Genomic DNA, 26226 nt, shown 5'->3' with positions numbered 1-26226 from the left:
TTATATTTCATCTAAAGGAAATAGAAACGAATTTAATCGGTTATTTTGAAGTTTATTTGGTATTATAGATAAAGTGTAAAGAATACTATAGAATTATTTTTAAATTAGTGCATGCGTAAAATTCTATTCGGTGTCATCATTACTTTAGTTGTTCTGTTTTCTTTTAAATACTGTGGAGATAAGGTAGAAGAGAGAACGGTGCTTCAAGAAAATTCAGCTCTCATACAACAGCAAATTAATAATGTTGGAAAGTTAGTGGTAACAGAAGGCCATTTTAGTGAAGTGTTTAATTATAAGAACTCTAAAGATGTATTTGGAGATTATTTTACTTCAGAAAAAAAAGCCCTGATTGTTGTTAATGCAGAGATTACCATAGCTTATGATTTAAGTAAAATTGAATTTGAAGTAGATGAAGCCAGTAAAACACTAACTATTTTAAGTATCCCAAAAGAAGATATAAAAATTAATCCAGATTTAGAGTATTATGATATACAGTCGGACTTTTTTAACCCTTTTGAAGCTAAAGATTATAACGATATAAAGAAGATTGTTAAAGCGTCATTAAATAAAAAGTTAGAAGCTTCCGATTTAAAGGCTAATGCTAAAAATAGATTAATAAGTGAACTCTCAAAATTCTATATTCTAACAAATTCTTTAGGGTGGACTTTAAAATACAACGAAAACCCTGTGTCTACAATAGATGCTTTACAGGGATTAAAATTATAGTTATAAGTAATGGATAAGCCTACTTTACAAAAGATTCATAATCTTATAAAGCCTTATATACACAGAAGCCCTGTTCTAACATCACAATTGTTGAATACATTATGTGAAGCTGATATTTTTTTTAAATGTGAAAACTTCCAGAAAATGGGGGCATTTAAAATGCGAGGCGCTGTAAATGCTATTTTAAATCTAACCGATGAACAAAAAAGCAGAGGCGTTGTTACACATTCTTCAGGAAATTTTGCACAGGCATTATCATTGGCATGTAAAGACCTAGATGTAAAAGCATACATTGTTATGCCGGAGAATTCGCCACAAGTTAAAAAGGATGCAGTTAAAGCTTATAGTGGTATTATTATTGAATGCGATTCTAATATAAATGCCAGGGAAACAGAAGCAGCAAGAATTCAAAAAGAAAAAGGCGCAGCCTTTATTCATCCTTCTAATAATGATGACGTTATTCATGGTCAGGGAACGGCGGCTATAGAATTATTGGAAGATTATAATGATTTAGGGTATATTTTCACATCTGTTGGCGGTGGTGGTTTATTGGCAGGGACTATTTTAGCGGCAAATCATTTTTCGAATGGATGTAAAGTTATAGCCGGAGAGCCTAAGGAAGCCGATGATGCTTACAGATCATTAATTTCTGGAAATATTGAAAAAAATAAAACATCTAATACCATAGCCGATGGGTTACGGTCTCATTTGGGAGATAGAAATTTTCCAATTATAAAAGAACATGTTGAAGACATAATACGAGTTGAAGAAGATGACATTATTAAGGCAATGAAACTAATTTGGGAGCGTATGAAAATTATAATAGAACCTTCGGCAGCAGTTGCTTTTGCAGCTGTTTTAAAAGATAAAAAACGCATTAAGAACAAGAAGATTGGAGTTATATTATCTGGGGGTAATGTAGATTTATCCAATTTACCTTTTAAATAATAGAAAATTGCTAGAGGTTTTCTTAAGAGAAATAAAAATTAACATTAATAAGTACTTTTTCACATTTTTATAAAATAAAAGAAAATTGCGAATTGTATTTTTGTTTTAATAACAATTAAATATGGACGAATCATACGTAAAGTTAAGAGTAGATAAACGTGTTGGATATATAGAGTTTTTCCATCCTAATAGAAATTCTATGCCTAGTGATGTTTTAGCATTATTAGCTAAAACTATTACAGAAGCTGGAAGCAATAATGACATAAATGTTATTGTGTTAAAAAGTGGAGGCAATAGAACCTTTTGTGCTGGAGCCAGTTTTAATGAAGTCATATCTATAGAAAATCCAGAAACAGGGACGCTTTTTTTCTCAGGGTTTGCAAATGTGATAAATGCTATTCGCAAATGCCCAAAATTAATTATTGGTCGTATTCAAGGTAAAACAGTAGGTGGGGGTGTTGGTTTAGCAGCAGCAGCAGATTATTGTTTGGCTACAAAATATGCATCTATTAGGCTAAGTGAGTTAAGTATTGGTATTGGACCTTTTGTAATAGAACCAGTAGTTACTAGAAAAATAGGATTACCCGCGATGTCTCAAATGACCATAGATGCTGAAACTTTTTTCTCAGCAGAATTTGCAAAAGAAAAAGGGTTGTATGCAGATATTTTTGAAACAGCAGAAGAACTTGACGAAGCTGTCGAAAGCTTGGCTACAAAACTAGCGTCCTATAATCCTGAAGCTTTAGCAGAAATGAAAACCGTTTTTTGGAAAGGTACCGACCATTGGGATACTTTACTAATCGAACGTGCCAAAATAAGTGGTAAATTAGTGTTGAGTAAATTTACAAAAAAGACCTTGAAACGGTTTCGGTAACCTTGAGTTAAACATTCACTGTTTGCCTAACAATCTCTAAGCCATCATCAATTAAATGACCAACTTTTGGTCTGTTTTGTTTTATGGTTTCTAAATGATTTAAAATACTTTCACAAAGGTTAGATTCGTTACCTATGGCTGCTAATTCGTAGAGTTCTACAGGTAATAACCAATCGCTAGGATATTTTTCGATTAATTGTTCCAGCACCTTAGTTCTGGAAATTGTTTTATTTTTATTATCTCTGTAATCTCTAACTTGTTGATATAGTGCCTCTAATTGTATTTGTTGGTCTGATTTTTTTATTTGAATTGTTTTGGTGGAAGGAACATGTGTAATTAAATCAAAACTATTTAAATCGGCAATTCCAGAGAATGCAGAAACAATTTCTTTTCCTATGGCCATATCATAAATACCCCATTCTGGTTGAAACAATACTGTTTCATTATGCGTAACGGTACAATTTTTTATGCTAATGAGTATTATTTTTCCTTGAAGGTTGCGCTTACCAGTAATAATTTCACCAGATACTTTTATTCCGCCTTCAAACTCTAAAGTGATGTTTTGTTCTTCATAAATATCATAAGCACTTAAGTCGCGCGGACTCATGTCTTCAATAGCTAAGTTAATACCTTTTAGTTTACCTATAGGAGATCCAAAGCCGTTCTTGTGGGTATTGGTGCCATGCCCAACCAATTCTTTTTCTCGATAAGCTAGAGCTGTTTCTCCATTAGTTTGAATATAAATTGGACGTCCATTGCTTTCAATAACATTGGTGAATATTCCAGAAATTTGCAATCCAGTACTTAGTTCAATAGTACCTAAAGCATTGGATTCTATTAATTTATTAACCCCAGAAAGCCCCCCTTTACGTAATGACATAGTATTTGCGAATTCTTCTAAAATAAGACTTAGATTGGCAAAGTCTGGCGTTACAAAAAGTTGAGGTTGAGGTTTGGTTATATCAAAATCTTTATAGGTGGCATTAATATCATAAGGCAGCTTTTCTACTTCATCAGTCATACACCAAGCACTTTCACCAATGGAAGATAATAGCCCAGCACCATATATTTTTGGATTTTCTAGAGTTCCAATTAAGCCATATTCAACCGTCCACCAATGTAAATTTCTAATAAGTGCCATTTCACTTGGCTCCCCCATATTTTGTTGTAAGGTTTCTACCTTTTTTTCTGCAGTAGCAATATCACTTTCACTTGAATTTGGAGCCTCTTTTATAATAGACAAATGCCTAACAGCTTCGTATAATTCATAGTCTTTAGCTGATGAAATAGCTTTACAGCCAATTTCTCCAAAGCGTCTTAAGTATTCCGCATATTCTGGATTGGCAATAATAGGAGCGTGTCCGGCACCTTCGTGTATAATATCAGGAGCAGGTGTGTATTCTATGTGTTCTAACTGTCTAATATCACTAGCAATAACCAATACGTTGTATGCCTGAAATTCCATGAATGCGTTTGGAGGTATAAAGCCATCAACAGCAACTGCTGCCCAACCAATGTCTTTTAAAATCCTGTTCATACCATACATATTCGGAATACTATCAATGGAAATACCTGTTTGATTTAATCCTTCTAGATAGGATTTGTGTGCTACAGTGCTTAAAAAATTAACATTTTTGCGCATGACATAACGCCAAACAGCTTGATCTATAGCAGAATAATCGTCATAATTTTGCGGTTTTATAAACTGCATTAAGTGTTTTGGTAAACGATTTAAGATGTTGTTAGTTTCAATAGCGTTAGACATAATTGAATTAGAATAAGGTTTTGCTGAGTAAAAATACAAAATCTTTAAATAATCGTTGGTTTTTTTGTGTTTTTAATAATTCTGATTAGAAGCATATTTTAGTATTTTTATATCTTTATTAAACCTGAAAAATTATGTACACAAGACGCATATTTCCAGTGTTAGGAGTTTTAAAATGGACTCGAAGACACATTTTTTTATTTATATTTTTAGCTTTAATACCTGTTTTTTTATTTGATGTAATAGGGTTAAAGTGGCTACATGTACCTTGGCTACCACTTGGAGTATTGGGTACTGCGGTTGCGTTTGTTGTGAGTTTTAAAAATAATGCATCTTATGACAGACTGTGGGAAGCTCGAAAAATATGGGGAGGCATTGTTAATGCATCACGCTCCTGGACAATCATGGTAAAGGATTTTATTAATAATGATCATACTGTAGAAGATAGGACAGAAGCCAAAATGCTAGCAATTAAACGAGAGTTAGTGCACAGGCATGTCGCCTGGTTAACAGCTTTACGTTACCAATTACGAGAAGATAAACCGTGGGAAATGCATCTTAAAGCCAAGCGGTCTAATCGGGAATTCCGAGCTTCAAAATATAGAGTTTGTGAAGACGTAGAAGATCAGGAAGGTGCTATAAGACCATATCTTACAGAAGCAGATTATAAAGAGGTTTTTGCAAAAGGAAATCAGGCATCTCAATTATTAGGAATCCAATCACGACGTTTAAAAGAGTTAATGAAAGAAGGTTTGATAGAAGACTTTAGGCATATGGAAATGATGAATATGCTGGTAGAGTTTTACTCGCTACAAGGAAAAAGTGAGCGTATCAAGAACTTTCCTTATCCAAGGCAATTTGCGACACTTAATTATCTGTTTGTTTGGATTTTTATTTTATTAATTCCTTATGGGATTATGGAGGGGTTTGAGAGTTTTGGTGAGAAAATCTTGGGGGTGTTAAACAAACATGAAGAACAAACATCATTAATGCATGTAGTGCAAGAAACTATAGCAAGGCATTTTGTATGGTTTTCTGTGCCTTTTAGTGCTTTAATTTCGTGGGTGTTTCATACTATGGAGGCTATTGGAGAGAATACCGAGAACCCTTTTGAAGGAGGCCCTAACGATGTTCCTATTACGGACATGAGTAGAGGTATTGAGATTGATATTAGACAACTTATTGATGATACTGATATTCCGGAGCCATACGTTTGGCCGAATGATATAGTGATGTAATAAAAAAATAAAGTTATTTCAAGAATGTCATTCAGAGCAAAGCGAAGAATCTCTTAAAAATTAAACATCTGTACATCAATGATTATGAGATTTTTCGACTGTGCTCAAAATGACAACTTTATTTTTATTATTGAACTACCGGAGGATACTTCGTCATAATTTCTGTTACAAACTCTTTAATACGAGCTTCTTTTTTCTCCATATTTCTGCTTAAATAGCCAGTTCCCATACCTTGCCAAACCAGTTCTTTTTTATTGGAATCGATAAGATCAATGTATAAAACACCTTGTGTGCTAGTAGAAACACTAGGTTGATTCCAACCCCAGCCCCAACCAGGACCAAAACCTGCTCCCCAAGGACCAAAGCCACCCCAACCCCAGCCACCATAACCCCAAGAGTTATTGTAAACATCTACACGTTGCTGAGATTTTGTAAAAAGGCTTACTAATAAATCAGGGTTTTCAGATTTTGTAAAGCCTTTGGTTAGCATTTCAGCTTCAATAGCACGAAGAATTCTTCGTTTGTCTAAATCGCTAATTTCAGCTTTGTCAATACCTGTTTTAAAAAATGCAAAAGTTTTGTACTCCCCAAAATTAGCATTCTTATCATAATCTGCAGCAACGCGTACAGAACTGCAAGAAGTAATCACAATAAGCAGTGCTAAAAGTGGTAAAAAATTTAATAGTTTTTTCATAGCCTTTTTGTTTTAGTTCTACATTAAACAATGAGCCTTAAAATCATTGATTTTAAGTGTTTTTTATTTGTAATAGCATCAATAATCGTACCAAGCCTTTGACATATAAGGCTGTAGAAATATTTGCTACCCTTTGTTTCTATCATATCCGTAAGGGCAATGTCTGCATCCGCTTTCGCAACAATAGCCTCTTCTTAAGTGATATTGCTCTGTAAAACAGCGGTAACCTTCTGGTGTTAAGTAGTAATCACCTTCCTCTATGGGAATTATTTTTTTCATTTTATTGTATTAAAACAAAGATAATGTAATTTGGATTGATTTTTGATTCTTGTAAAGTATGATTTTAATTTCGAAATATTTAGTGCCGAATGGGTACACGGGTTTAACCATTTTTCCTTTTGTGTTTTTAAAATCGAAGCATTTAGAAAAACATACTGTTTTAATTAATCATGAAAGCATTCATTTAAAACAACAATCAGAGTTGTTCGTGATTCCTTTTTATTTGGTGTATGCTATTGAATTTTTAATACGATTATTTCAATATAAAAATTGGGATTTAGCTTATAGGAATATTTCTTTTGAGCGTGAAGCTTATGCTAATGAATTTAATCTAGATTATTTAAAACACAGACCATTTTGGGGGTTTTTAAAGTATATTCGCGTTAATGATGTTTAAGCTAGGACGTAGTATAAACCAACCAATAAATTTACCTAATAGTAAGGAAATCGAGCTGTTTATAAAAAGGGAAGATGAGATACATCCTGTTGTATCTGGAAATAAATATAGAAAGCTTAAATACAACCTTCTAGAAGCAAAAAAAGAAAGATTTAATACGCTTCTTACTTTTGGAGGTGCTTTTTCTAATCATATAGCAGCTGTGGCTTCAGCTGGGAATTTATTGGGTTTTAAAACGATTGGTGTTATTAGAGGTGAGGAGTTAGAACATAAAATCTTAGAAAATGAAACCTTAAGCTTTGCCAAGCAAAATGGGATGGAGTTTAAGTTTGTTTCCAGAGAGGCATATAGAAATAAAACATCTGAGGCTTTTTTAGCTAAATTAAAAGACACGTTTAATGATTTTTACTTAATACCAGAGGGAGGTACAAATGCCTTAGCCGTTAAGGGTTGCGAAGAAATATTAACAGAAACAGACGAGGCTTTTGATTATATATGTTGTGCCGTTGGAACAGGTGGAACAATTTCTGGACTTATAAATTGTTCAAAACTCAGTCAACAAGTTTTAGGTTTTCCAGCCTTAAAAGGTGATTTTTTACAACAAGATATTAGTAAATTTGTAACTAAAACGAATTGGGACTTGATAACCGATTATCATTTTGGCGGGTATGCAAAAATAAATGATGAGTTGGTGGCGTTTATCAATGAGTTTAAAGAACTAAATAAAATACCCTTAGACCCTGTTTATACAGGTAAAATGATATTTGGGATTTTTGATTTAATCAATAAGGGTTATTTTAAAAAGGGTTCAAAGGTTTTAGCAATTCATACTGGGGGCTTACAAGGTATTAAAGGAATGAATAGAGTATTAAAAAATAAAAATTTACCAATAATTGAATAGAAGAATAAGTAAAATAGCGTTAATATTATGTTTAGGATGTTTCCTTTTTAGTTGCCGTTCTAAAAAAGCAATAGTTGCAAAAAAGCCTAATACAACTACCGTAGTAATAGGTGATAATAAAGAAGAAATAAAAAAAACGTCTGAAACTTCAACTAAAGTCTATGCGAATGCTACAGAGAAATACATTGATGTTTATCAAGAAATAGCTCAGCATGAAATGGATTTGTATGGTATCCCAGCAAGTATCACATTAGCTCAAGGGATTCTCGAATCGGGTTCTGGTAAAGGACGTCTTTCTGTAAAAGCCAATAATCATTTTGGCATTAAATGCCATGGTTGGACTGGAGCCAAAATTTATCATGATGATGATAGAGCACAAGAATGTTTTAGAAAATACAAAGATGCTAAGTATTCATTTAGAGACCATTCGCTCTTCTTGAAAGATAGAAAGCGCTATGCGAAGCTTTTCAAATTAAAAAAAGGAGATTATAAAGGCTGGGCCAGAGAATTAAGAGCGGCAGGTTATGCTACCGATAAAAAATATCCTCAGAAATTAATTAGTATTATTGAACGTTACGAATTGTACAAATTAGATAAGGACGTATTGGGTGATTCCCATGAGGCATTTGAAATGCCAACGACTTCAGAATCTGAAGCTATTACATACACTGTTACTAAAGGAGATACGCTATATTCTATTTCAAGGAAGTATAATGTTACAGTTAATGACCTTCAAAAATTAAACGGGTTAAGCGATACAACCTTAAGTATAGGACAGGTGTTAGTTGTAAAACCATAAGTAATCAATCATAAATTTATGAACTATAAAAGAAGTAGCTCGCTATTTGCAGAAGCAGAAAAGGTTATACCAGGAGGTGTAAATTCGCCGGTAAGAGCATTCAAAGCAGTTGGAGGTACCCCTATTTTTGTAAAAGAAGCAAAAGGAGCTTATCTGTATGATGAAGATAATAACCGATTAATAGATTATATTAATTCTTGGGGTCCGATGATTTTAGGTCATGCGTATGCCCCTGTTGTAAATGCTGTAGTAGAAAAGGCAAAAAAAGGAACATCGTTTGGGATGCCAACAGAAATTGAAACTCAAATAGCAGAGTTAGCAGTTTCAATGGTGCCTAATATTGATAAAATCCGATTTGTAAATTCTGGTACAGAAGCATGTATGAGTGCGGTACGTTTAGCACGCGGCTTTACAGGAAAAGATAAAATTATAAAATTTGCGGGCTGTTACCACGGACATAGTGACTCGTTTTTAATACAGGCAGGTAGCGGTGCTATTACTTTTGGAACACCTAATAGCCCCGGAGTTACAAAAGCAACCGCTAAAGATACATTATTGGCTCGTTACAATGATATTGAAAATGTAAAACAATTAATTGAAGCGAATGAAGATGAGGTGGCTTGTATTATTATAGAGCCCGTTGCTGGAAATATGGGGTGTATTCCGCCTAAAGAAGGTTTTTTAAAGGCTTTAAGAGGTTTGTGCGATACACATAATGTATTACTGATTTTTGATGAGGTTATGACGGGATTCCGTTTAGCAAAAGGTGGTGCACAAGAATTGTTTGGTATTGATGCAGATATTGTTTGCTTCGGAAAAGTAATTGGAGGTGGTTTACCTGTTGGAGCATTTGCTGCCAGAAATGAGATCATGAATCATTTAGCGCCATTAGGTCCAGTTTATCAAGCAGGGACTTTAAGTGGTAATCCTTTAGCTATGGCTGCTGGTTTAGCGATGTTAAATGAATTAAATAATGATTCCGAAATTTTTAATCGTTTAGCTGAAAAAACGGCGTATTTACATAAAGGAATTTCTAAAGTTTTAAATGATAACAATGTGGTTCATACTATAAACAGAGTTGGTTCTATGATTTCGGTTCATTTTGATGATTCGGAAGTTGTAGATTTTGAAACGTCTGCAAAAGGAAATAACGATACATTTAAGGCGTTCTTTCATGGTATGTTAAATGAAGGTATTTATATAGCGCCAAGTGCTTTCGAAACATGGTTTATTGCGGATGCTTTAACTTATGAAGATCTGGATTTTACTATAGCTGCCGTGAATTCGGTTGCAAAAACCTTTTGAGAAGTCAAAAGGTTTTTATCTTACTAAAAAAAACAAATGAAAAAGGGCATTTCAAATTTTTGAAATGCCCTTTTAAGTAATCAAATTAAAATCAATCAACAAACTGAATTTATTTTTTTCTATTCATACCACGCTTTTTATCTTTTCTTTTGCTAGCCATTTTTAATTGTGCTTTTTCCCATCTGGCATATTGTTCTTTGTCTAATATCTTTTTCATTTTTGCTTTCATGGCAATTTTACGGTCTAATTTGGCATTTTCCAATTTAAGGCGTTCTTCTTTAGTAGGTCTTTGAGCAGTTCCATTTGATTTTCTGGTCTTACGTTCTTCCATCATTGTTTTGTGTAAAGTCGCATTTTCCAGATTTATTTTATGAATCTCTTTTTGTTGTGATTCATTTAAGTCTAAAAACAAAGTCATTTTTTTTGTTCTTAAAGTAGCCATTTCTTCGGCAGAAAGATTACTCATTTTTTGTGCTCTTTCAGGTCGGTCTCTTCTTTCAGTTTGCGCTATAGCCTGAATAGATATTAATGCTATAGCAATTACTATTAATTTTCTCATTTTTATATCTTTTATATTATTTGCAAATTAGACTACACCTTTATTAAAAGGTTTAAAAAGTGTTTTGATTTTAACCTAATATTAACAATAATTAATGTCTCTTTGTCATTCCTACCTTTCGTCTTCACTCAAGATAAACTACAGTAGGAATTCACACTGGTTAAAAAATACTTAAAAACATAAACAGCCAACCAATATTGACTTTGCATCTTAATTAAACCTATAAAGTATTATGCATACATGCAACAAAAGGTATGAAGCGACATATATTTGAGTAAATAGTCAAACAGTGACTTAATATTCCTAATATTCAAGTGGCTTTCTGCTTTACTGAAACAAGTTCAGCACAAGCAGGAGGAATGACAAAAGGTATAATGAAGTTAATTATTTAAACACAGGGATTTTTAAAGAAACACCAGTTTGAAAATCTGGAGCATTATTTACTAAAAAGTCTTCCTTGAAAAATAAAGATAGTTTATAGTTAGACCTACCGTAAGTATATATAAAAGACCAATTAGACTGTGCTTTATATAAAGTTGCAACGCCATGATGCCAGCCACCGTTTATTTCTTCCCAGTTTCCTAAAAGTCTATAGTAATTTCTTTCTTCTTTTTTATTATAACGAGATTGGAGTTGGTAGTTTATGCCTAATGAATTATAATTACCCTTTTTTGTGTATTTGGTTATTTCGATATTTCCCTCAGCAGTTGCCAAAAAAGGATTATTACCTAAATCGATAACTTTCTTAAAGTCGATGAGGTTTTTACGTAAAACATTTGCTCCAATGCCTATATTAAACTCGTAGTTATTTTTAAACGGAATTCTTTTAATAACATTAGCGGAAAGACTAAAGTCTAGAGATGAATTAAATTTGGAGGTATTAATACCAAAATGGCTTCCAAAATTAATAAATATATTTTTACTCGTTGAAAACGTTGGATAATAAAAATGACTTAATTCGATACCTCCTATAAAAAAATCATTATTATTTAACTCAAGTGTGTTTCCATTCCTGTCAAAATATCTAAAGTTAACTTGGTTTAAACCGTAATAACGCCTTCCGAATGGGTCTTCTCCTCCGTTGATATTACTATGAAACCATTCAATACTTTCATCGCCGGTAAATGGTGAAAACGGGTATTTACCTTTCGTTATTAAATAAGATCGTAGCGTAACTCCTAATTCGTGTTTTTTATTTAATGGAATATTTATGCTTAGTCTAAATTCTTTAATAACAGCGTCTATAACAATGCTTAAATAATCGGCAGGAGTTATCTCTTGATCAATGAAATTGAAATTCCTATCATACCAAATAAGTTTGCTTTGTGCTTCTCGGACTTTTGGATCTTTTGGAAAGTATCCTTCAACTAAAGGGTGGAAAGAGTTTCCACTTGTAGAACTTATAGTGAGTACTGGTTTTTTTGGAGGAGTGAGTTTAAAGTTCGTGTTAATTCTGGAACTAAAAATACCAAAATGGTGTGTCGTTAAAAGGCTGGGATTGTCAATGCCATTTTTTATTGATAAGCTATCTTTTCGTTGGGCGACAACAAAATGATTATAAATACAAAAAACAATAAAAAACCCCCTTTTTAGCATTATATAAAAATAGTTAAAGTTTAAAAAATGAATTGTTATGCATTTGTTAATTCTTGCTGAGACTGTTTTATTAAGTCTAAAGTAGTTGTGTATAGGTCTTTATTATTCATTTTACCTTTCAGCCAGCTATAAAAACTTATTACAAAAATGTCCTCTTTATGGATGTCAACCCAATCGAAAGATTGTGATACAGCGTTTTTAAATTTGGTTGAAGTAACAGCTTCCGGTGTTTTATAATAAGATTCAACAAAACCTAAATATGTAATAACACGTTGTTGATTAATACTTTTTAAATAATCATAATAATTCCTTTTAAAACTAAGAAGTCGAGATTCTACTAAATCAATATTTTTAAGGTCTATATGAAGTAAAATTTCTATTAAATTCTTTTTTATGACCCATTCTTTTCCAGCTTTTTCAGTGTACCAATGGTCTGTATGATAAAATTTAGAAAAGAGGGTATGCGTTTTTTTTAAATCATTTTTTTGAAAATAAAACATAATAAGACTCAAATAGATGTCTAATAACGATTCTGTATCGGGGTGCTTAGTGGTTATTAAAGGCTCTAATGTTTCTATTGCTATGTCCTGTTTGTTTGAATAGTTATGGTTGAGTGCTATCAGTAAATTATATTTTAACTTATAAGTGGTATAGTATTTTTTCTGTTTTAAAAGCATGTGTTTGTGCATGGATTCCAAATAGTGAAAAGACTCATTAAATTTCTTGTTTCTAAATAAGGTGTTAGCTATCTGGTATATAATTTCAATGTTATAGAAGAGTTGTTTTTCTTTGTTTTTATGAGTGATTATAATATTGTAGGTGTTTATTAAAAAAGGTTCTATTTGTAAATAATCTTTAGTTACAAAAGCCGAAATACTAGCAATTGTTGCTAATTGGTATAAAGACTTAAAAGACATAGACTCGTTAATGCTAATATTGTGTTCTTGCAAGGTTTGATTTAAAACCGTTTGAAAATCGACAACGTCTCCTTTGTAAGAAATATTATTTAATGTGTATTTAATTTTTGCATAGACCATGTTAAGCTGGTCTTCTAGTTGATGATTTTTTTGATTTGCCTTAAATTTCGAGATAAGTTCATTAATTGAAATAGAAGGGTTTGTGTATGCGTATTGAATTTTAGTATGATAAATTTCGTTAAGTAGTGGGAATAAGTAATGTTCTGAGGCTAATACTTCGGCTTTGTCTAAAACTTTGTATGCAACTTTATATTGCTTATGATACAGAAATGATCTTGAAGCCAAGATGTACTTAATAATTTGCATATCTATAGAATTTTCTTCTTGAATGCTGTTGTTTGCAACAAAATCAATGATGGATTGATATAAGCGTTTTCTTAAAGCGTGATAGGCATCTTTTTTAAGGCTTCCGTAGAGTTTTAAACAAATCTCGTTAGAATCTAAATTGTCATTTAGTAAATAATTGAATAATTGAATGTTTTTGGCATCACTACGTTTATTCTTTTTGTATAAATAGGTTGTAAATCGATGTTGGTCTTCAGAAGAAAAAGTAGATATAATATCATTTAAATTACTCATTAAATCGTCAGTTTTTTTGTTTAAGTATTAATAAATATAGTAAAATATGATTCATTTAATGAAATTATATCGTCAGTTTTATTTAAACATTGTATTTCATGTACTAGGCAAGTGTTGCAATTTTGTCCTGTAATCAAATCATTAAAACAATAATTATGAATTATCAAACATCAGTTTCAGTTGAAGAAAAATCAAAAGAAACAAAAACCAAAAAAGAGAAGAAGATTTACGATCAAAAACCAACACCAGCTTTTATAGGAGCATCTTGGTCTGCCTTGTTAATTGGGATCACATCATATTGCATTGGTTTATGGAATGCAGAGATGTTATTAAATGAAAAGGGCTATTATTTTACAATTCTTCTTTTTGGATTGTTCTCAGTTATATCTGTACAAAAAGCCGTGCGAGATAAATTAGAAGACATTCCGGTTACAGAAATTTATTATGGTATTAGTTGGTTTACAACGGTGACTTCTATTGTGCTACTAGTTATAGGGCTATGGAATGCTGATTTGCTTTTAAGTGAAAAAGGGTTTTACGGCATGTCGTTTTTGTTAAGTCTATTTTCTGCTATTGCAGTGCAGAAAAATACAAGAGATGTGCAGTTTATTAACCGAAGTACTGAAGAAGAAAAATAGATTAAATATGTTAGTTGGTCAAAACAGAAATTATAAAGGGTTGTTTTGATGGTTGGTTAGTTAGATAACCCAAAGCCTCGCAGTTTCGCTGCGGGGTTTTAAAAACCTTTTGAAAATGATTAATACTTTAAAAAAAGAATTTCAAAGCATATTAAAAATAAAACTTAATTCAAGTCGTTTCTTGCTGTCTTTAGTGTTACTACTTGGATTGGTTTTTGGAATAGTTATACTAAGCTTAGCTTTAGGAGGTCAAAGTACTATGGCAACTTCTAATAGTTTTATCATAGCTTCCAATGTTACTTTATTTAGCATGCTTACTATAGACTTGGTTCTTCTGTTATATGTTTTTTGTAATAGACTAAGAAACAAAGTGGCTATAAACTATTGTAAATCGTATTTATTGTTAGGTTTAGCGATAGTTATATTGTCTTTTATAGTAGCACTTTGGTTTTTAAGTATAGAATACGTTTAAACTTTTTCTATTTCCTAAAAAATGGCTGAAATTTACCCATATTTTGTTACTTTTCTTATACGTAGCTCTGCTATGCTTTGCAAAAAGTACCTCATCTGAATAAATTTCATCTCATTTTCGGTTAAAAACAAAAAGTTTAAACGAGTTCATTAACTAGAAGAAAACTGAAAAATGAAACATAATATCACTAAAGATTTAATAGAATTTTCTGAAACCAAATTAAAAAGACCAGTTTCTAATAAAACGGGATTATTTGAGATCTTGGGTGTTGTTATAACAGCACTGGGAAAATTTATTTTTATGGATTATCTCAATTGGAGATTGCCTTTTGTTGTTATTGCAAGTATATCATGGTTTTTATATATCTTTTTTAGATATAAAATAGAAAAAGGCGTTATAAAATATTGGGGTTTTAGAACCGATAATTTTAAGAAGGCATTAAAATTAATGATACCTTTTAGCATGGTTTCGCTTATGTTGATTATTGGTATAGGGTATTTTCAAAATACAATCAACCTAACATGGCATATTTTGCCACTTTTAATTACATATCCTATTTGGGGGAGTGTTCAACAGTTTTTAATTATTGGTTTAGTTGCTGGGAATTTAAACGATCTAAATAGTAAAAAACTAAGTAAAAGTTTAATTATAGTTATAACGGCTGTTTTGTTTTCTGTAGTACATTTTCCATCCATGTGGCTCATGATAGGAACATTCATTTTGGCATTATTTTATGGTTATGTATATTTAAAAGTAAAAAACATATATGCAATGGGAATATTTCATGGGTGGTTAGGCGCTTTGTTTTATTATACTGTAGTTAACCAAGACCCTTTTCAAGATGTATTTTTAATATTTTTAAATTAAAAAAAATGAATTCAAAAATTCAAAAAGATATAAACGAGCTTGTTGCAGAACAAGTTATAACCGAAGACACAGCCTCGAAAATAGTGTCCTATTATCGGTCAAAACAGCATGATTCACCAAATAGGCTGTTTACTGTTTTTGCTGTATTAGGTTCTACATTGGTAGGGCTTGGGATGATATTAATATTAGCTCATAATTGGGATGATTTTTCAAGAACAGTAAAAACAATTTTTGCTTTTGTCCCTTTAGTGATTGGACAAATCGTTGTAGGGTATTCCATTCTAAAGAATAAAAGTGCTACATGGAAAGAGGCCTCAGGCGTATTTCTGTTTTTCGCAGTTGGTGCAAGCATGGCTTTAGTGAGTCAGATTTACAATATTCCAGGAGATTTAAGTGATTACTTACTAACATGGATTTTGTTGTGCTTGCCATTGATTTACCTTCTAAGATCGAATGCATTAGTCCTTTTACAAATTATTTTTATAACAAGCTATGCATGTAGTTTCGGGTATTTCTCAGGAAATAGAACGCCCTGGTTGTATTTAATAGTATTGGCATCACTATTACCACATTATTATAAACTATTAAAACAAAAAAAGTCACATAATATAACTTCAGTTTTAAATTGGCTTCTGCCCTTAAGTATTGTAATTGTAACGGGCGCTTTTGTAAGAGGTGATGGTAATTTTGGTTTTTTAATTTATGTGCTTTTATTCGGATTACTATATAACATAGGTAAGATACCATTTTTTAATAATCAAAAATTAAGACGAAATGGTTATTTGGTTTTAGGTTCATTAGGAACTATTTATATGTTAATGTTGACTAGTTTTAAATGGTTATGGGAAGATATTTATATAAATAGATTGAATTTTAATTCGCAAGCATTTTATATAGCAGTAGTGCTTTTTTGTTTAACGCTTGTCGTAGTGGTTTATTCGTATTCAAAAAAATGGATTCGAGATTTTAACCTTTTTCAATATGCCTTTCTATTTTTCATAGGTTTTTTTATGATTAGCTTAGTTACTATGGAAACCTCTGTAGTGCTAATAAATCTCCTTATTTTAACATTAGGAATTATGGCCGTGAAAATTGGAGCAGATACGTTTCATTTTGGAGTTTTAAATTATGGTTTATTAATTGTTACAATACTAATTGCTTGTCGTTTTTTTGACACAAATATGAGCTTTGTACTAAGAGGGTTATTATTTGTTGGTGTCGGAATAGGCTTCTTTTTAACCAATTATGTCATGTTGAAAAAACAAAAGACCTTAAAAAGAAAACTATGAAACCCTTAAAGAAAATAATCAGATCTATTTTGTATTTATCAATGATCCCTGCAGGTTATATCATTGTATCCTTGCTATTAACTTTCGTTACAGTAAATAAAACCGTTGATAATGTACATGCTGTAAATACGATATATCTTAATACAAATGGTGTTCATCTGGATGTTATTATTCCGGTGCATCAAATAGATGAAGGATTAATTCTTGGATTAGATGTTGAAGATGAAGCACAATATTTGTCTTTTGGTTGGGGAGACGAAAATTTTTACTTAAATACACCTACATGGGGCGATTTAACTTTTAAGAACGCTTTTGATGCTTTGTTTCTTAAAGGCAACTCTTTAATTCATTTAACAAAGTATTTTAGGAAGTACCCCAATTGGGTTGCTGTAAATGTTACTAAAGTACAGTTGGAAACTTTGAATCATTACTTGTCGGACTCTTTTAAACTAGATGGTAGCGGTGAAAAAATAATTTTAAAAGGTAAAGGGTATTCAGATAATGATGAATTTTATAGAGCAAATGGAAGTTATTCATGCTTTAAAACATGCAATACCTGGGTTAATTCCGCATTTAAAACCAGCGGTTTAAAAAGTTGTTATTGGACGCCATTCGATTTTGGGTTAATTAATAAATATACAGACTAAAAAAACAAAAATGAAAACAATACATATATTCATAATATTTATAATTGTAGTGCTAATACAGTTGTTTATTCCTTTTCAAATGATTTTTAACCAGGAGACAATTTTAGAAAAAGGAACGGTATATAAGTTTAAAACACAACCTGTTGATCCTACAGATCCATTTAAGGGTAAATATATAAACCTTAATTATGAGATAAATACGTATAAAACAAATGATTCTTTATGGCAACGAAATGAAGTTATTTACGTTTATTTAGTTGAAGACAGTCTAGGTTTTGCTAAAATTGATACTATTAATAGAGCTTTAATATCAAATAATAGTAACGATTATATTAAGGCTAAAGTAAGATGGTATTCAAATTACTCAAATGAATTAAGTATAGAACTTCCTTTTAATCGTTATTATATGGAAGAAACAAAAGCGTATGATGCTGAAGTGGCTGTGAGGAATAGACAGCGAGATTCTCTACCAAATAATACACATGCGTTAGTTTATATTAAGGATGGAGAAACCGTTTTAAATGATGTTATAATTGATAACATATCTATTAAGGATTACGTAGAAAAAGACGACTCGGAATAATTAGCTCCATTTATTGTATCTTAGTATAATAACGCTTTTTAACAATGAAGTGATTTAAACTTTTTATAATTGGCTACAAAATGCCCTTTTATCCCCACATTTTGTCTTTTTATTACTCCGTAGCGATGCTATGTAGCTCAAAAAAGCCTTCATTTGGGAATAAAATTACTATTTTTCACTTCAATCAAAAAAGCTTAAACCACTTCTATGCCTAATTGGTTATACATTACCATACTTGTTTTCGTCGCCTATATTGTAATAAGTATTGCTTTGTATTACCTACAAGACTATATGCTGTTTAAACCTGAAAAGCTTCCTGAAGATTTTCAATTCAATTATGAAAATCAGGCATTTAAGGAGTATAATTTAGAAACAAGAGATGGTGCAATAATTAATAGCGTTCGTTTTTTCCCTAAAGGAGAAAGTAAGGGGGTTGTATTATATTTAAAGGGAAATTCTAAAAGTATTAAAGGGTGGGGGAAGTTTGCCGTCGATTTTACAAGGCATGGTTATAATGTTTTAATGGTCGATTATCGAGGTTTTGGAAAAAGCACAGGGAGACGCTCACAAAAAGCTATTAAACGCGATTTACAAAAAGTTTATGATAAGATAAAAGAGCTCACAACCGAAGATAGAATTATACTTTACGGGAGGTCTTTAGGCTCTGGGTTTGCAGCCAAATTAGCTTCGATGAACCAACCTAAAATGCTTATTATGGATGCGCCTTATTACAGTTTAACTAAAGTAACAGCACGTTATGCGCCTTTTATGCCTTTGTCTATTTTATTAAAATATCCATTGCCAACTTATAAATGGTTGAAATATGTGCAATGCCCAATACATATTATACATGGCACGAACGATAAGCTTATTCCTTATAAAACAAGCGTTAGATTGTCTCTTGTAAACCCGAAGTTAACTAAATTGCATTCAGTAATTGGTGGCGGACATAAAAATTTAAATAACTTTGAATCGTATCATAAAATGATTCATGAAATTCTAAATAGAGTTCCCGAAGAAATAGATTTATCAACTACAAGTATACATGTTAAACATACGTCAAGGAAAAGTAATACGAAGGTTTAAAAAAGTAGGTATTTTTTTAATAAGCTTATATATTCTGGTTGGAGCCTTAATATATTTTACACAGGAAAAAATGCTGTTTTATAAAATGGAGTTGCCCCAAGATTACACGTATACATTTTCATATCCCTTTGAAGAATTATTTTTTAAAACTGAAAAAGACGCGATTATTAATGCTGTTCATTTTAAAGTAAAAACCCCTAAAGGAGTTATTTTATACTTCCATGGAAATGGAAGCAATTTACCTCGTTTGGAGAAAATTTCAGGGTATTTTATAGAAAAGGGTTATGAGGTTTTAATTATGGATTACAGGGGTTATGGGAAAAGCACTGGCGTATTAAACGAAGAAGCGTTTTATAATGATGCTCAATATTGTTATGATTATTTGAAAGCGCATTATGATGAATCGGATATTATACTGTATGGGCGTTCTATTGGAACAGGTATAGCTACCTTTTTAGCTTCAGAAAACAGCCCTCAACAACTTATCTTAGAAGCTCCTTACCATAGTATTGAAGATGTTGCGAACCATAGGTTTCCTATATATCCGACAAAAGGGATGTTAAAATACAAGTTTCCTAGTTTTAAGTATATCTCCAATGTGAAATGTCCAATTTCAATATTTCATGGAACCGACGATTTTGTCATCTCTTTTAAATCTGGTAAAAGGCTTTTTAGTGCCGCTCCTAAAGCGTTAGCAACGTTTATAAAAATTGAAGGCGGGAGACATACTAATTTAAATCATTTTAAAGCCTATCACAGTCAAATGGCAAAATTATTACCTTAATCTACTTCAAGTGTTGTTAAATGGTATACGGGAATTCCGGTTTCAGTTACTCCTTCAATTTTAATAGCATAATTGCTTCGAGTATCACTCGTAAAGAAAGAAATTTCAGACTTACTAGCATCTCTGGTAAGTTTTATTTTGGGCTCCCAATGTAAAGTGGTTCTAATATCTTGCTTAATAGCCTCATCAAAACCGTTTAAATGATCTGGAGCATAAAACTCACGTGCTGTATAAAACCCTACAGCTTTAAAATCTATAATTCCTGGTTTACGTTTAACGTTTATATTTCTAATGCCAGCTCCTGTTCTGGAATGTATTGCAATAACACCATTTCCACTATTGCTAAAAAAGGCAGCATCTGCTCCTTTTAATACATCTATAAATTCAATCTCACTACCATTTATATGGGAAATATCGACTATTTGAACAGGTATCCCATCTAAAAAAATACGAGGAGTTCCTCCATTTCTTATAGAGATCGAATCATTATTAACAGTTACTCCGGGAACCATAGCTAATAAGTCAAAAATAGTCAGTGATTCACTATTAGGGTAATCATTTAAATCTATTCTGTTTGAAGGGAAGCCATAATCGGTTCTCTCATTTAATAGTGCATTTCTTTTTTCTCGTTCCGATTTTCGTTGTGCTGTAATAATGACTTCATCAAGCACTCTTGCGGATTCTTCAAATTCAGCTTCTATTTTTGTAATGGATTGAGATTGCTTTATAAAATTGGTTATTTTACGCTTGTCATTTACATTTGGTTTTAAAAGTGTATTTCGTGAAACTTTTGGGCTATTATTAAAATCATCATTTAGAAGGATATTAACAAATCGGTTTTTTCTATTGTCATCCGATTTAAAATCTTTAACACGTGCTTCAATAAGTGTAGGAATGGAATCATTAAAAACAAAAGGACCATATTTGAATATCCCGTTAGCATTAGATTGTTTTTTGTCCTGATAAGGATCGCTTCCCATAAAAGTAAGTCTGGTAGCAGCAGAAAACGACTGCTTGGCTCCTTTTAAAGCCATAGTACGCCCTGAAATATAAATTCCTGTTTCTGGTTTAAAGTGTTCTTTTTCTGCTGTAGCGTTATACAAAATAGTATTCCAGGTAAAACGTCTCCAGCCATGAGTAAGCATAACCAAATCTAATAAATAATGTCTTTTTGGGTCGTTTTCTTTTTCAAAGAAATAACCGGGATTTTCAATCTTTCCTCTTAAATCGGAATTCAATAAAAGATATGTTTTAATATTTTCACTCTTAGAGTTTTGTCCAACAGCATCTAAGTCAATTACTGACATTGATAAATTTCCAAGAGCCTGATTGCCATTTTTATCAGCTAAATCAATTTGTATAGTAACCTTATCTCTGGTTTTATATACTGTTTTATTTTTGCTAACATTAATATTTATGTCATTTACTGGGTTGTTTATATATACCAAACGTTCGCAAACAGGTTTTCCGCTATTATCAAATAAAGTAAAATTAGCCACACCATCTTGTAAACTGCTAGTATTTAATTTTATAGTATAGGTGTTTTTATTTTCAGTTTCCAGTTTTTCAAAAAAGAGTTTACCTCTTTGATGTGCTACCAAAAAGGAGTTTTTTAAACCTAAATCTACATTGGCAGTGGCTTTTAGAATAATTTGATGACCATTATTTACAATGCTTAAATGATATCCTTGTGGAAGCGCCTTTGGTAATGGGTATTGTATTTCCTGATTGTTAATAATTACGCTGGCATAATAACTTTTGTTCGCTTCAGGTGTAATGGTTGCATAGCCTAAACCGAATTCAAAAGTTTCAAATGGGCAAATTGTAATACCATCAGAATCTTTAATAGCGCCTTTAACAATTATATGTCTATTTTGCTTGTCTTTAACTTTAATTCCTACTTTAGAAGCTAACCCGTTAATTAAATAACCACTCTCCGGATAAAAGTTAATTTCTGGTTTTTCAACTAACTCTTTTTCTAATAAAGGGGTTTGGTTTTTATCTAAGCCAGCTACAGTTAACGTGTCGTTTAAACTATCATTTACTACTAAATTCCAAATAGGAATCTGTTTCTGAAAAAAGTAATCGGCATCTTTATTTCGCATATAATTAGTATACGCTCTAAGCATATAATTTCCCGGAGTCCATTCTTTTTTTATTTTGAAGTCACCTGGAACACTAATATCATTTGTGTACAGTTGCTTTTTAGAAACAATACTATCTTTGTCATTAATTAATTCTACATAAATAACACGACTTTTATCCGATCTTTTATGATCAATACCATTAACTAAATAGGCCGTATACCAAATATCTTCTCCTGTAGCATAGTAGGGTTTGTCTGTTTGAACATATACTTTTTCAGGATAGTCACCTACATAATTCTGAAGTTTTTCTAGTACTAATTCTCTGAAGTTGTTAGCTATTGTAAAAGAAAAAAGCGTAATAATGGTGATGCAGATTACAAGTTTTTTAATCATATTTAGTGTAAGTAAAGGTTTGTTTTAAGTAATAAATATAGCTACAATTTTTAATAGTAACAGGTTATAAAAATTTTAAGGTTAGACTAAGAGATAATTGTTTGGTTTAATTAACTAAAGGGTTGTTTTTAGCTGTTAGAATCCTTAAAAAATTAACATATTATTCTTCTTTTTCATAAAAAAAGTTAAAGCTATAGTTATTAGTGTTAAAAGTTTCTAAATCAAAGCAATTATCATCGAAAAACACACCAATTTTGCAATGTAAAAATATATAAAAATTATGATAAAACTAGCCTTTATTTTTAGCTCGTTGTTTGCGTTAAATGCAGCGGCTATTACCAATGGAAACACAGATGGTTTAAAGCAACTAACATGCGAAGAACATTATTTAGATGTTAGTAGTATTGAAGTTTATAAAATGGATGAGGAAGTAGAAATTGGTTTTGATACTAAAGCATATTTGCCAGAAAATTTCAACCCTTTAAAAGGGTTGCATGACATAGATTGGAGTGTTATAGAGATTTACGAAGTTGAAGAGGAGGCAGATCTTAGTTTTAATACAAAAATTTTCCTGCCAAAAAACTTTAATCCTCTAAAGGGAAAAGGCGATTTAGATTGGAATTCTATTGTGCTTATTGAAATTGAAGAAGACGTTGAAGTAAATTTTGATACAAAAAAATACCTGCCTGAAAATTTCTGTCCTTATACAGGGTGAGTTAAAATTTTAGTTAGTTTAAGTTGTTAGTTAGTTTAAGTTGTTAGTTGATTAGTTAGTTAAAAGCCAGTAATGTAAAAATTACTGGCTTTTTGTTTTATATAAATTAGGTATAATAATTAAACCATTTCAACAAAGAGACCATCATCAGTTTTTTCAACCTTGGCTAAACTATTTTTAGTTAATTCTTTAATAGTTTTATCCCATTTTTTATTAGATAAACCTGATTGTGATTTAAGGTCGTTAAGAGCAAAACGTTCTGCTTTTTTTAGCAAATCTAAAAGTGCTTTTCCTTCTTCGCTAATAGCAGGTGCTTTCTTTTCGGGTCTCATTTGCGGGAAGAATAAAACCTCTTGTATTGATTGATTATTAGTTAAAAACATAATCAACCTATCCATACCAATACCCATACCAGATGTTGGCGGCATACCATATTCTAAAGCACGTAAAAAGTCATGATCTATAAATTCTGTAGCTTCATCGTCCCCTTTGGCTGCTAGTTTAAGTTGGTGTTCAAAGCGTTCGCGTTGGTCAATAGGATCATTAAGCTCAGAATAGGCGTTAGCAATTTCTTTACCACAAACCATTAACTCAAAACGTTCAGTTAAATCAGGGTTTTCTCTGTGTTCTTTACATAACGGGCTCATCTCTTTTGGATAGTCTGTTATATACGTAGGTTGTATGTAGTTGCCTTCACATTTTTCGCCAAAAATTTCGTCAATCAACTTACCTTTACCCATAGTATTATCTACTTCAATACCTAAGTCTTTAGCTGCTTGTCTAATGTCATCTTCAGTTTTTCCGGTAATGTCAAACCCTGTAAAATGTTTGATAGAATCAGCCATTGTTACACGGGCATACGGTGCTTTGAAGTCTATTTCATGATCACCAAAAGTGACTTTAGTCGTTCCATTCACGGCAATAGCACAATGCTCTAATAAACGCTCACAAAAATCCATCATCCAGTTGTAGTCTTTATAAGCTACATAAATTTCCATAGCTGTAAACTCAGGATTATGCGTTCTGTCCATGCCCTCGTTTCTAAAGTTTTTAGAAAACTCATAGACACCATCAAAACCACCAACAATTAATCTTTTTAAATATAATTCATTGGCAATTCGCATGTATAATGGAATATCTAAAGCGTTATGGTGCGTTATAAAAGGGCGCGCAGCTGCACCTCCAGGTATTGGCTGTAATACGGGGGTTTCAACTTCAAAGTAACCAGAGTCATTAAAAAACTGACGCATGGCATTAAACAATTTGGTACGCTTTACAAAAACGTCTTTTACATGTGAATTCACTACCAAATCAGCATAACGCTGTCTGTAACGTTGCTCGGGATCTGTGAAAGCATCATAAACTACACCATCTTTTTCCTTTGGTAATGGTAGTGGTTTTAAAGCTTTACTCAGTAAAGTAAAATCTTTGACTTTAACTGTTTTTTCCCCCACTTGTGTTGTGAATAATTCGCCTTCAATACCAATAAAATCACCAAAATCTATAAGTTTTTTAAAAACTTCGTTGTATTTTTCTTTGTCTTCTCCAGGGCAAATTTCATCACGATTAAAATATACCTGTATTTTCCCTTCGGCATCTTGTAGCTGTGCAAAGCTTGCTTTTCCCTGTACTTTTATCATCATTAATCTACCAGCAATAACAACTTGTTTACCAATTTCAAATTGGTCTTTTACCTGTTTTGAGGTGTGGTTTACAGGATATAAATCTGCAGGGTATGGATTAATACCTAATGCACGTAATTTTGCTAACTTTTCTCTTCTTACAAGCTCTTGCTCTGATAATTGCGACATATTCTAAATGCGGTGTGAATTTTAAAGGCACAAAGATAATCATTTGATTTACGATTTACGATGATTGATTTACGATTTTTTTGGAGTTATCTTTGTTTGTAAACTACTAGTTACAATCTTTCTGTGAAGCACAGGATAAAAGCGTTTTTATTAATGATATCTAACGTAAACTGTAACAAAATAAAAACGATAGCGTCAAATAATTAAATCATCAATCTATAACTGAGTTATCTCAGTATTAAAATAAATCAAAGTATGAGTTTCTGGAGAGTTTTACTGTCTATTATTTGTCCACCCTTAGCTGTTATTGATAAGGGGTGTGGTTCCATTTTTATTGTCTTTTTATTATGGCTTTGCGGTTGGGTGCCCGGTGTTATTGCTGCATTAGTTATTATTAACAATCCGAATAGATAAAAGCGTATCTTTGTTTCTTGAATTAAAACCCAAAACTTAATCAAATGAACAGATTATACTCACTTATCGTACTTATTATTTCTATTAGTTTTACCAGTTGCCAATTTTCTGAAAACATTTATATAAATGATGATGGCTCTGGTAGAATGGAATTTTCTTTTGACGGTACTCAACTCATGCAAATGACAGGAGATAAAATGGGAGAAACTCAGGAAGAAGCAATAGATTCAACCTTTAGTTTTAAAGAATTATTTGATGCAAAACGTGATAGTATTTCTAAATTATCAGAAGAAGAACAAACAAAATTAAAGAATTTAGAGCCATTTAGCATGCATATGATTATGAATCCAAAAACTTCAGAAATGAAGTTTGATATGTTTACAGATTTTAAAGAAGTAAGCGAACTTCAGGATATGTTTAAGGCAATGAATAGTTTTAGTGATCTGGAAAAAGGAAAAAAAGGAGGGCAATCTAATAGTCCTGCTAATCCATTTTCATCTCCTGGATTGGATAAGAGTACGACGTTAGAGTATGATTTTAATGGAAAAACATTTAAGCGAGTTGCTAAAATAGTTGATAAAGAAGCTTATAAAAGGGTAACGGATAGTTTGGGGGAGATGGCAGTTATGTTTGGATCTTCCATGTATAAATTAAACTATCATTTCCCTAAACCAATCAAATCGGTTTCAAACGAAAAGGCCTTGTTTAGTGCCGATAGAAAAAGCTTTACTGTAGAGTTTGGTTTTATGGAATATTTATCAAACCCGGAAGCTTTAAATGTGGATGTTGTATTAGAGGATTAG

At 31.8% G+C, this 26226-nt stretch carries 27 protein-coding genes; 19 read left to right on the top strand and 8 right to left on the bottom strand.

Annotated features, from left to right (window positions below):
- Positions 1-111 precede the first annotated feature (111 nt).
- The 3 genes from EM932_RS15735 (at position 112) to EM932_RS15725 (ending at position 2548) form a co-directional block, all read left to right on the top strand.
- Positions 112-726 carry a DUF4230 domain-containing protein gene (locus EM932_RS15735; RefSeq protein WP_135878159.1) on the top strand — a complete coding sequence of 205 codons (615 nt, stop codon included), beginning with the start codon at positions 112-114 and terminating at the stop codon, positions 724-726.
- Positions 727-735: 9 nt separating this feature from the next.
- Positions 736-1674: a pyridoxal-phosphate dependent enzyme gene (locus tag EM932_RS15730; protein ID WP_135878158.1), complete on the top strand. Its 939-nt coding sequence runs from the start codon at positions 736-738 to the stop codon at positions 1672-1674.
- 121 nt (positions 1675-1795) lie between these two features.
- The gene (locus EM932_RS15725) at positions 1796-2548 is read left to right on the top strand and encodes an enoyl-CoA hydratase/isomerase family protein (RefSeq protein WP_135878157.1); all 753 of its coding nucleotides are present in this window, start codon (positions 1796-1798) and stop codon (positions 2546-2548) included.
- Positions 2549-2555: 7 nt separating this feature from the next.
- On the opposite strand, the gene EM932_RS15720 is transcribed toward EM932_RS15725, so the two are convergent.
- The gene (locus tag EM932_RS15720) at positions 2556-4313 is read right to left on the bottom strand and encodes an aromatic amino acid hydroxylase (RefSeq protein WP_135878156.1); all 1758 of its coding nucleotides are present in this window, start codon (positions 4311-4313) and stop codon (positions 2556-2558) included.
- Positions 4314-4447: 134 nt separating this feature from the next.
- Between EM932_RS15720 and EM932_RS15715 the strand changes: the two genes are divergently transcribed.
- A complete protein-coding gene (locus tag EM932_RS15715) occupies positions 4448-5551 on the top strand; it encodes a bestrophin family protein (protein WP_135878155.1) in 1104 nt (367 codons plus the stop codon).
- Between the two features lie 127 nt (positions 5552-5678).
- On the opposite strand, the gene EM932_RS15710 is transcribed toward EM932_RS15715, so the two are convergent.
- Both EM932_RS15710 and EM932_RS20955 read right to left on the bottom strand, forming a co-directional pair.
- Positions 5679-6245 carry a DUF4136 domain-containing protein gene (locus EM932_RS15710; protein WP_135878154.1) on the bottom strand — a complete coding sequence of 189 codons (567 nt, stop codon included), beginning with the start codon at positions 6243-6245 and terminating at the stop codon, positions 5679-5681.
- A gap of 126 nt (positions 6246-6371) precedes the next feature.
- The gene (locus EM932_RS20955; protein WP_170179822.1) at positions 6372-6524 is read right to left on the bottom strand and encodes a DUF5522 domain-containing protein; all 153 of its coding nucleotides are present in this window, start codon (positions 6522-6524) and stop codon (positions 6372-6374) included.
- 58 nt (positions 6525-6582) lie between these two features.
- Here EM932_RS20955 and EM932_RS15705 point away from each other — a divergent pair, with 58 nt between their 5' ends.
- The 4 genes from EM932_RS15705 to hemL are packed head-to-tail and all read left to right on the top strand — an operon-like array spanning position 6583 to position 9926.
- Positions 6583-6921: a hypothetical protein gene (locus EM932_RS15705; protein WP_135878153.1), complete on the top strand. Its 339-nt coding sequence runs from the start codon at positions 6583-6585 to the stop codon at positions 6919-6921.
- Positions 6911-7822 (top strand): 1-aminocyclopropane-1-carboxylate deaminase/D-cysteine desulfhydrase, encoded by a 912-nt coding sequence (locus EM932_RS15700; RefSeq protein ID WP_135878152.1) that lies wholly within the window; start codon positions 6911-6913, stop codon positions 7820-7822. The genes EM932_RS15705 and EM932_RS15700 overlap by 11 nt, the downstream gene beginning before the upstream one ends.
- Positions 7815-8621: a glucosaminidase domain-containing protein gene (locus tag EM932_RS15695; RefSeq protein WP_246041107.1), complete on the top strand. Its 807-nt coding sequence runs from the start codon at positions 7815-7817 to the stop codon at positions 8619-8621. Before EM932_RS15700 ends, EM932_RS15695 begins: the two co-directional genes overlap by 8 nt.
- An 18-nt stretch (positions 8622-8639) precedes the next feature.
- Complete coding sequence (gene hemL, locus EM932_RS15690) at positions 8640-9926, top strand: glutamate-1-semialdehyde 2,1-aminomutase (RefSeq protein WP_135878151.1); 1287 nt, start codon at positions 8640-8642, stop codon at positions 9924-9926.
- Positions 9927-10035: 109 nt separating this feature from the next.
- On the opposite strand, the gene EM932_RS15685 is transcribed toward hemL, so the two are convergent.
- From EM932_RS15685 to EM932_RS15675, 3 genes are all read right to left on the bottom strand, one after another.
- On the bottom strand, positions 10036-10485 hold the full coding sequence (locus EM932_RS15685) for a hypothetical protein (protein ID WP_135878150.1): 450 nt from the start codon (positions 10483-10485) through the stop codon (positions 10036-10038).
- Between the two features lie 384 nt (positions 10486-10869).
- The gene (locus tag EM932_RS15680) at positions 10870-12081 is read right to left on the bottom strand and encodes a hypothetical protein (protein ID WP_135878149.1); all 1212 of its coding nucleotides are present in this window, start codon (positions 12079-12081) and stop codon (positions 10870-10872) included.
- Positions 12082-12116: 35 nt separating this feature from the next.
- Positions 12117-13637 (bottom strand): hypothetical protein, encoded by a 1521-nt coding sequence (locus tag EM932_RS15675; RefSeq protein WP_135878148.1) that lies wholly within the window; start codon positions 13635-13637, stop codon positions 12117-12119.
- A gap of 155 nt (positions 13638-13792) precedes the next feature.
- On the opposite strand from EM932_RS15675, the gene yiaA reads away from it, so the two are divergent.
- The 8 genes from yiaA to EM932_RS15635 all read left to right on the top strand — a co-directional run bounded on the left by yiaA (position 13793) and on the right by EM932_RS15635 (position 20003).
- Positions 13793-14275 (top strand): inner membrane protein YiaA, encoded by a 483-nt coding sequence (gene yiaA, locus EM932_RS15670; RefSeq protein ID WP_135878147.1) that lies wholly within the window; start codon positions 13793-13795, stop codon positions 14273-14275.
- 115 nt (positions 14276-14390) lie between these two features.
- On the top strand, positions 14391-14747 hold the full coding sequence (locus EM932_RS15665) for a hypothetical protein (protein ID WP_135878146.1): 357 nt from the start codon (positions 14391-14393) through the stop codon (positions 14745-14747).
- Positions 14748-14918: 171 nt separating this feature from the next.
- Positions 14919-15614 (top strand): CPBP family intramembrane glutamic endopeptidase, encoded by a 696-nt coding sequence (locus tag EM932_RS15660; protein WP_135878145.1) that lies wholly within the window; start codon positions 14919-14921, stop codon positions 15612-15614.
- Between the two features lie 5 nt (positions 15615-15619).
- Positions 15620-16903 (top strand): DUF2157 domain-containing protein, encoded by a 1284-nt coding sequence (locus tag EM932_RS15655; protein ID WP_135878144.1) that lies wholly within the window; start codon positions 15620-15622, stop codon positions 16901-16903.
- Positions 16900-17550, top strand: a complete 651-nt coding sequence (locus EM932_RS15650) for a DUF2459 domain-containing protein (RefSeq protein ID WP_135878143.1) — start codon at positions 16900-16902, stop codon at positions 17548-17550. The genes EM932_RS15655 and EM932_RS15650 overlap by 4 nt, the downstream gene beginning before the upstream one ends.
- A gap of 10 nt (positions 17551-17560) precedes the next feature.
- Entirely contained in the window at positions 17561-18133 is a 573-nt protein-coding gene (locus EM932_RS15645; protein ID WP_135878142.1) for a GDYXXLXY domain-containing protein, read from the top strand.
- A 207-nt stretch (positions 18134-18340) separates the two neighbouring features.
- Positions 18341-19219, top strand: a complete 879-nt coding sequence (locus EM932_RS15640) for an alpha/beta hydrolase (protein ID WP_135878141.1) — start codon at positions 18341-18343, stop codon at positions 19217-19219.
- On the top strand, positions 19179-20003 hold the full coding sequence (locus EM932_RS15635) for an alpha/beta hydrolase (protein WP_135878140.1): 825 nt from the start codon (positions 19179-19181) through the stop codon (positions 20001-20003). Before EM932_RS15640 ends, EM932_RS15635 begins: the two co-directional genes overlap by 41 nt.
- Here EM932_RS15635 and EM932_RS15630 read toward each other — a convergent pair.
- A complete protein-coding gene (locus tag EM932_RS15630) occupies positions 20000-22483 on the bottom strand; it encodes a TonB-dependent receptor (RefSeq protein WP_135878139.1) in 2484 nt (827 codons plus the stop codon). The two genes, EM932_RS15635 and EM932_RS15630, sit on opposite strands and share 4 nt — an antisense overlap.
- A gap of 280 nt (positions 22484-22763) precedes the next feature.
- Between EM932_RS15630 and EM932_RS15625 the strand changes: the two genes are divergently transcribed.
- Positions 22764-23198 carry a hypothetical protein gene (locus tag EM932_RS15625; RefSeq protein WP_135878138.1) on the top strand — a complete coding sequence of 145 codons (435 nt, stop codon included), beginning with the start codon at positions 22764-22766 and terminating at the stop codon, positions 23196-23198.
- A 119-nt stretch (positions 23199-23317) separates the two neighbouring features.
- Here the strand turns inward: EM932_RS15625 and lysS are convergent, their stop codons facing one another.
- Complete coding sequence (gene lysS, locus EM932_RS15620) at positions 23318-25009, bottom strand: lysine--tRNA ligase (RefSeq protein WP_135878137.1); 1692 nt, start codon at positions 25007-25009, stop codon at positions 23318-23320.
- Positions 25010-25264: 255 nt separating this feature from the next.
- Between lysS and EM932_RS15615 the strand changes: the two genes are divergently transcribed.
- Both EM932_RS15615 and EM932_RS15610 read left to right on the top strand, forming a co-directional pair.
- Complete coding sequence (locus EM932_RS15615; protein WP_135878136.1) at positions 25265-25423, top strand: YqaE/Pmp3 family membrane protein; 159 nt, start codon at positions 25265-25267, stop codon at positions 25421-25423.
- 44 nt (positions 25424-25467) lie between these two features.
- A complete protein-coding gene (locus EM932_RS15610; RefSeq protein WP_135878135.1) occupies positions 25468-26226 on the top strand; it encodes a hypothetical protein in 759 nt (252 codons plus the stop codon).

The sequence above is a fragment of the Flavivirga rizhaonensis genome (genome assembly GCF_004791695.1).
GTDB classification, from domain to species: Bacteria; Bacteroidota; Bacteroidia; order Flavobacteriales; family Flavobacteriaceae; genus Flavivirga; species Flavivirga rizhaonensis.
The sequence above is the reverse complement of the archived record's forward strand: the minus strand, read 5'-3'. Positions and strand labels throughout refer to the sequence as shown.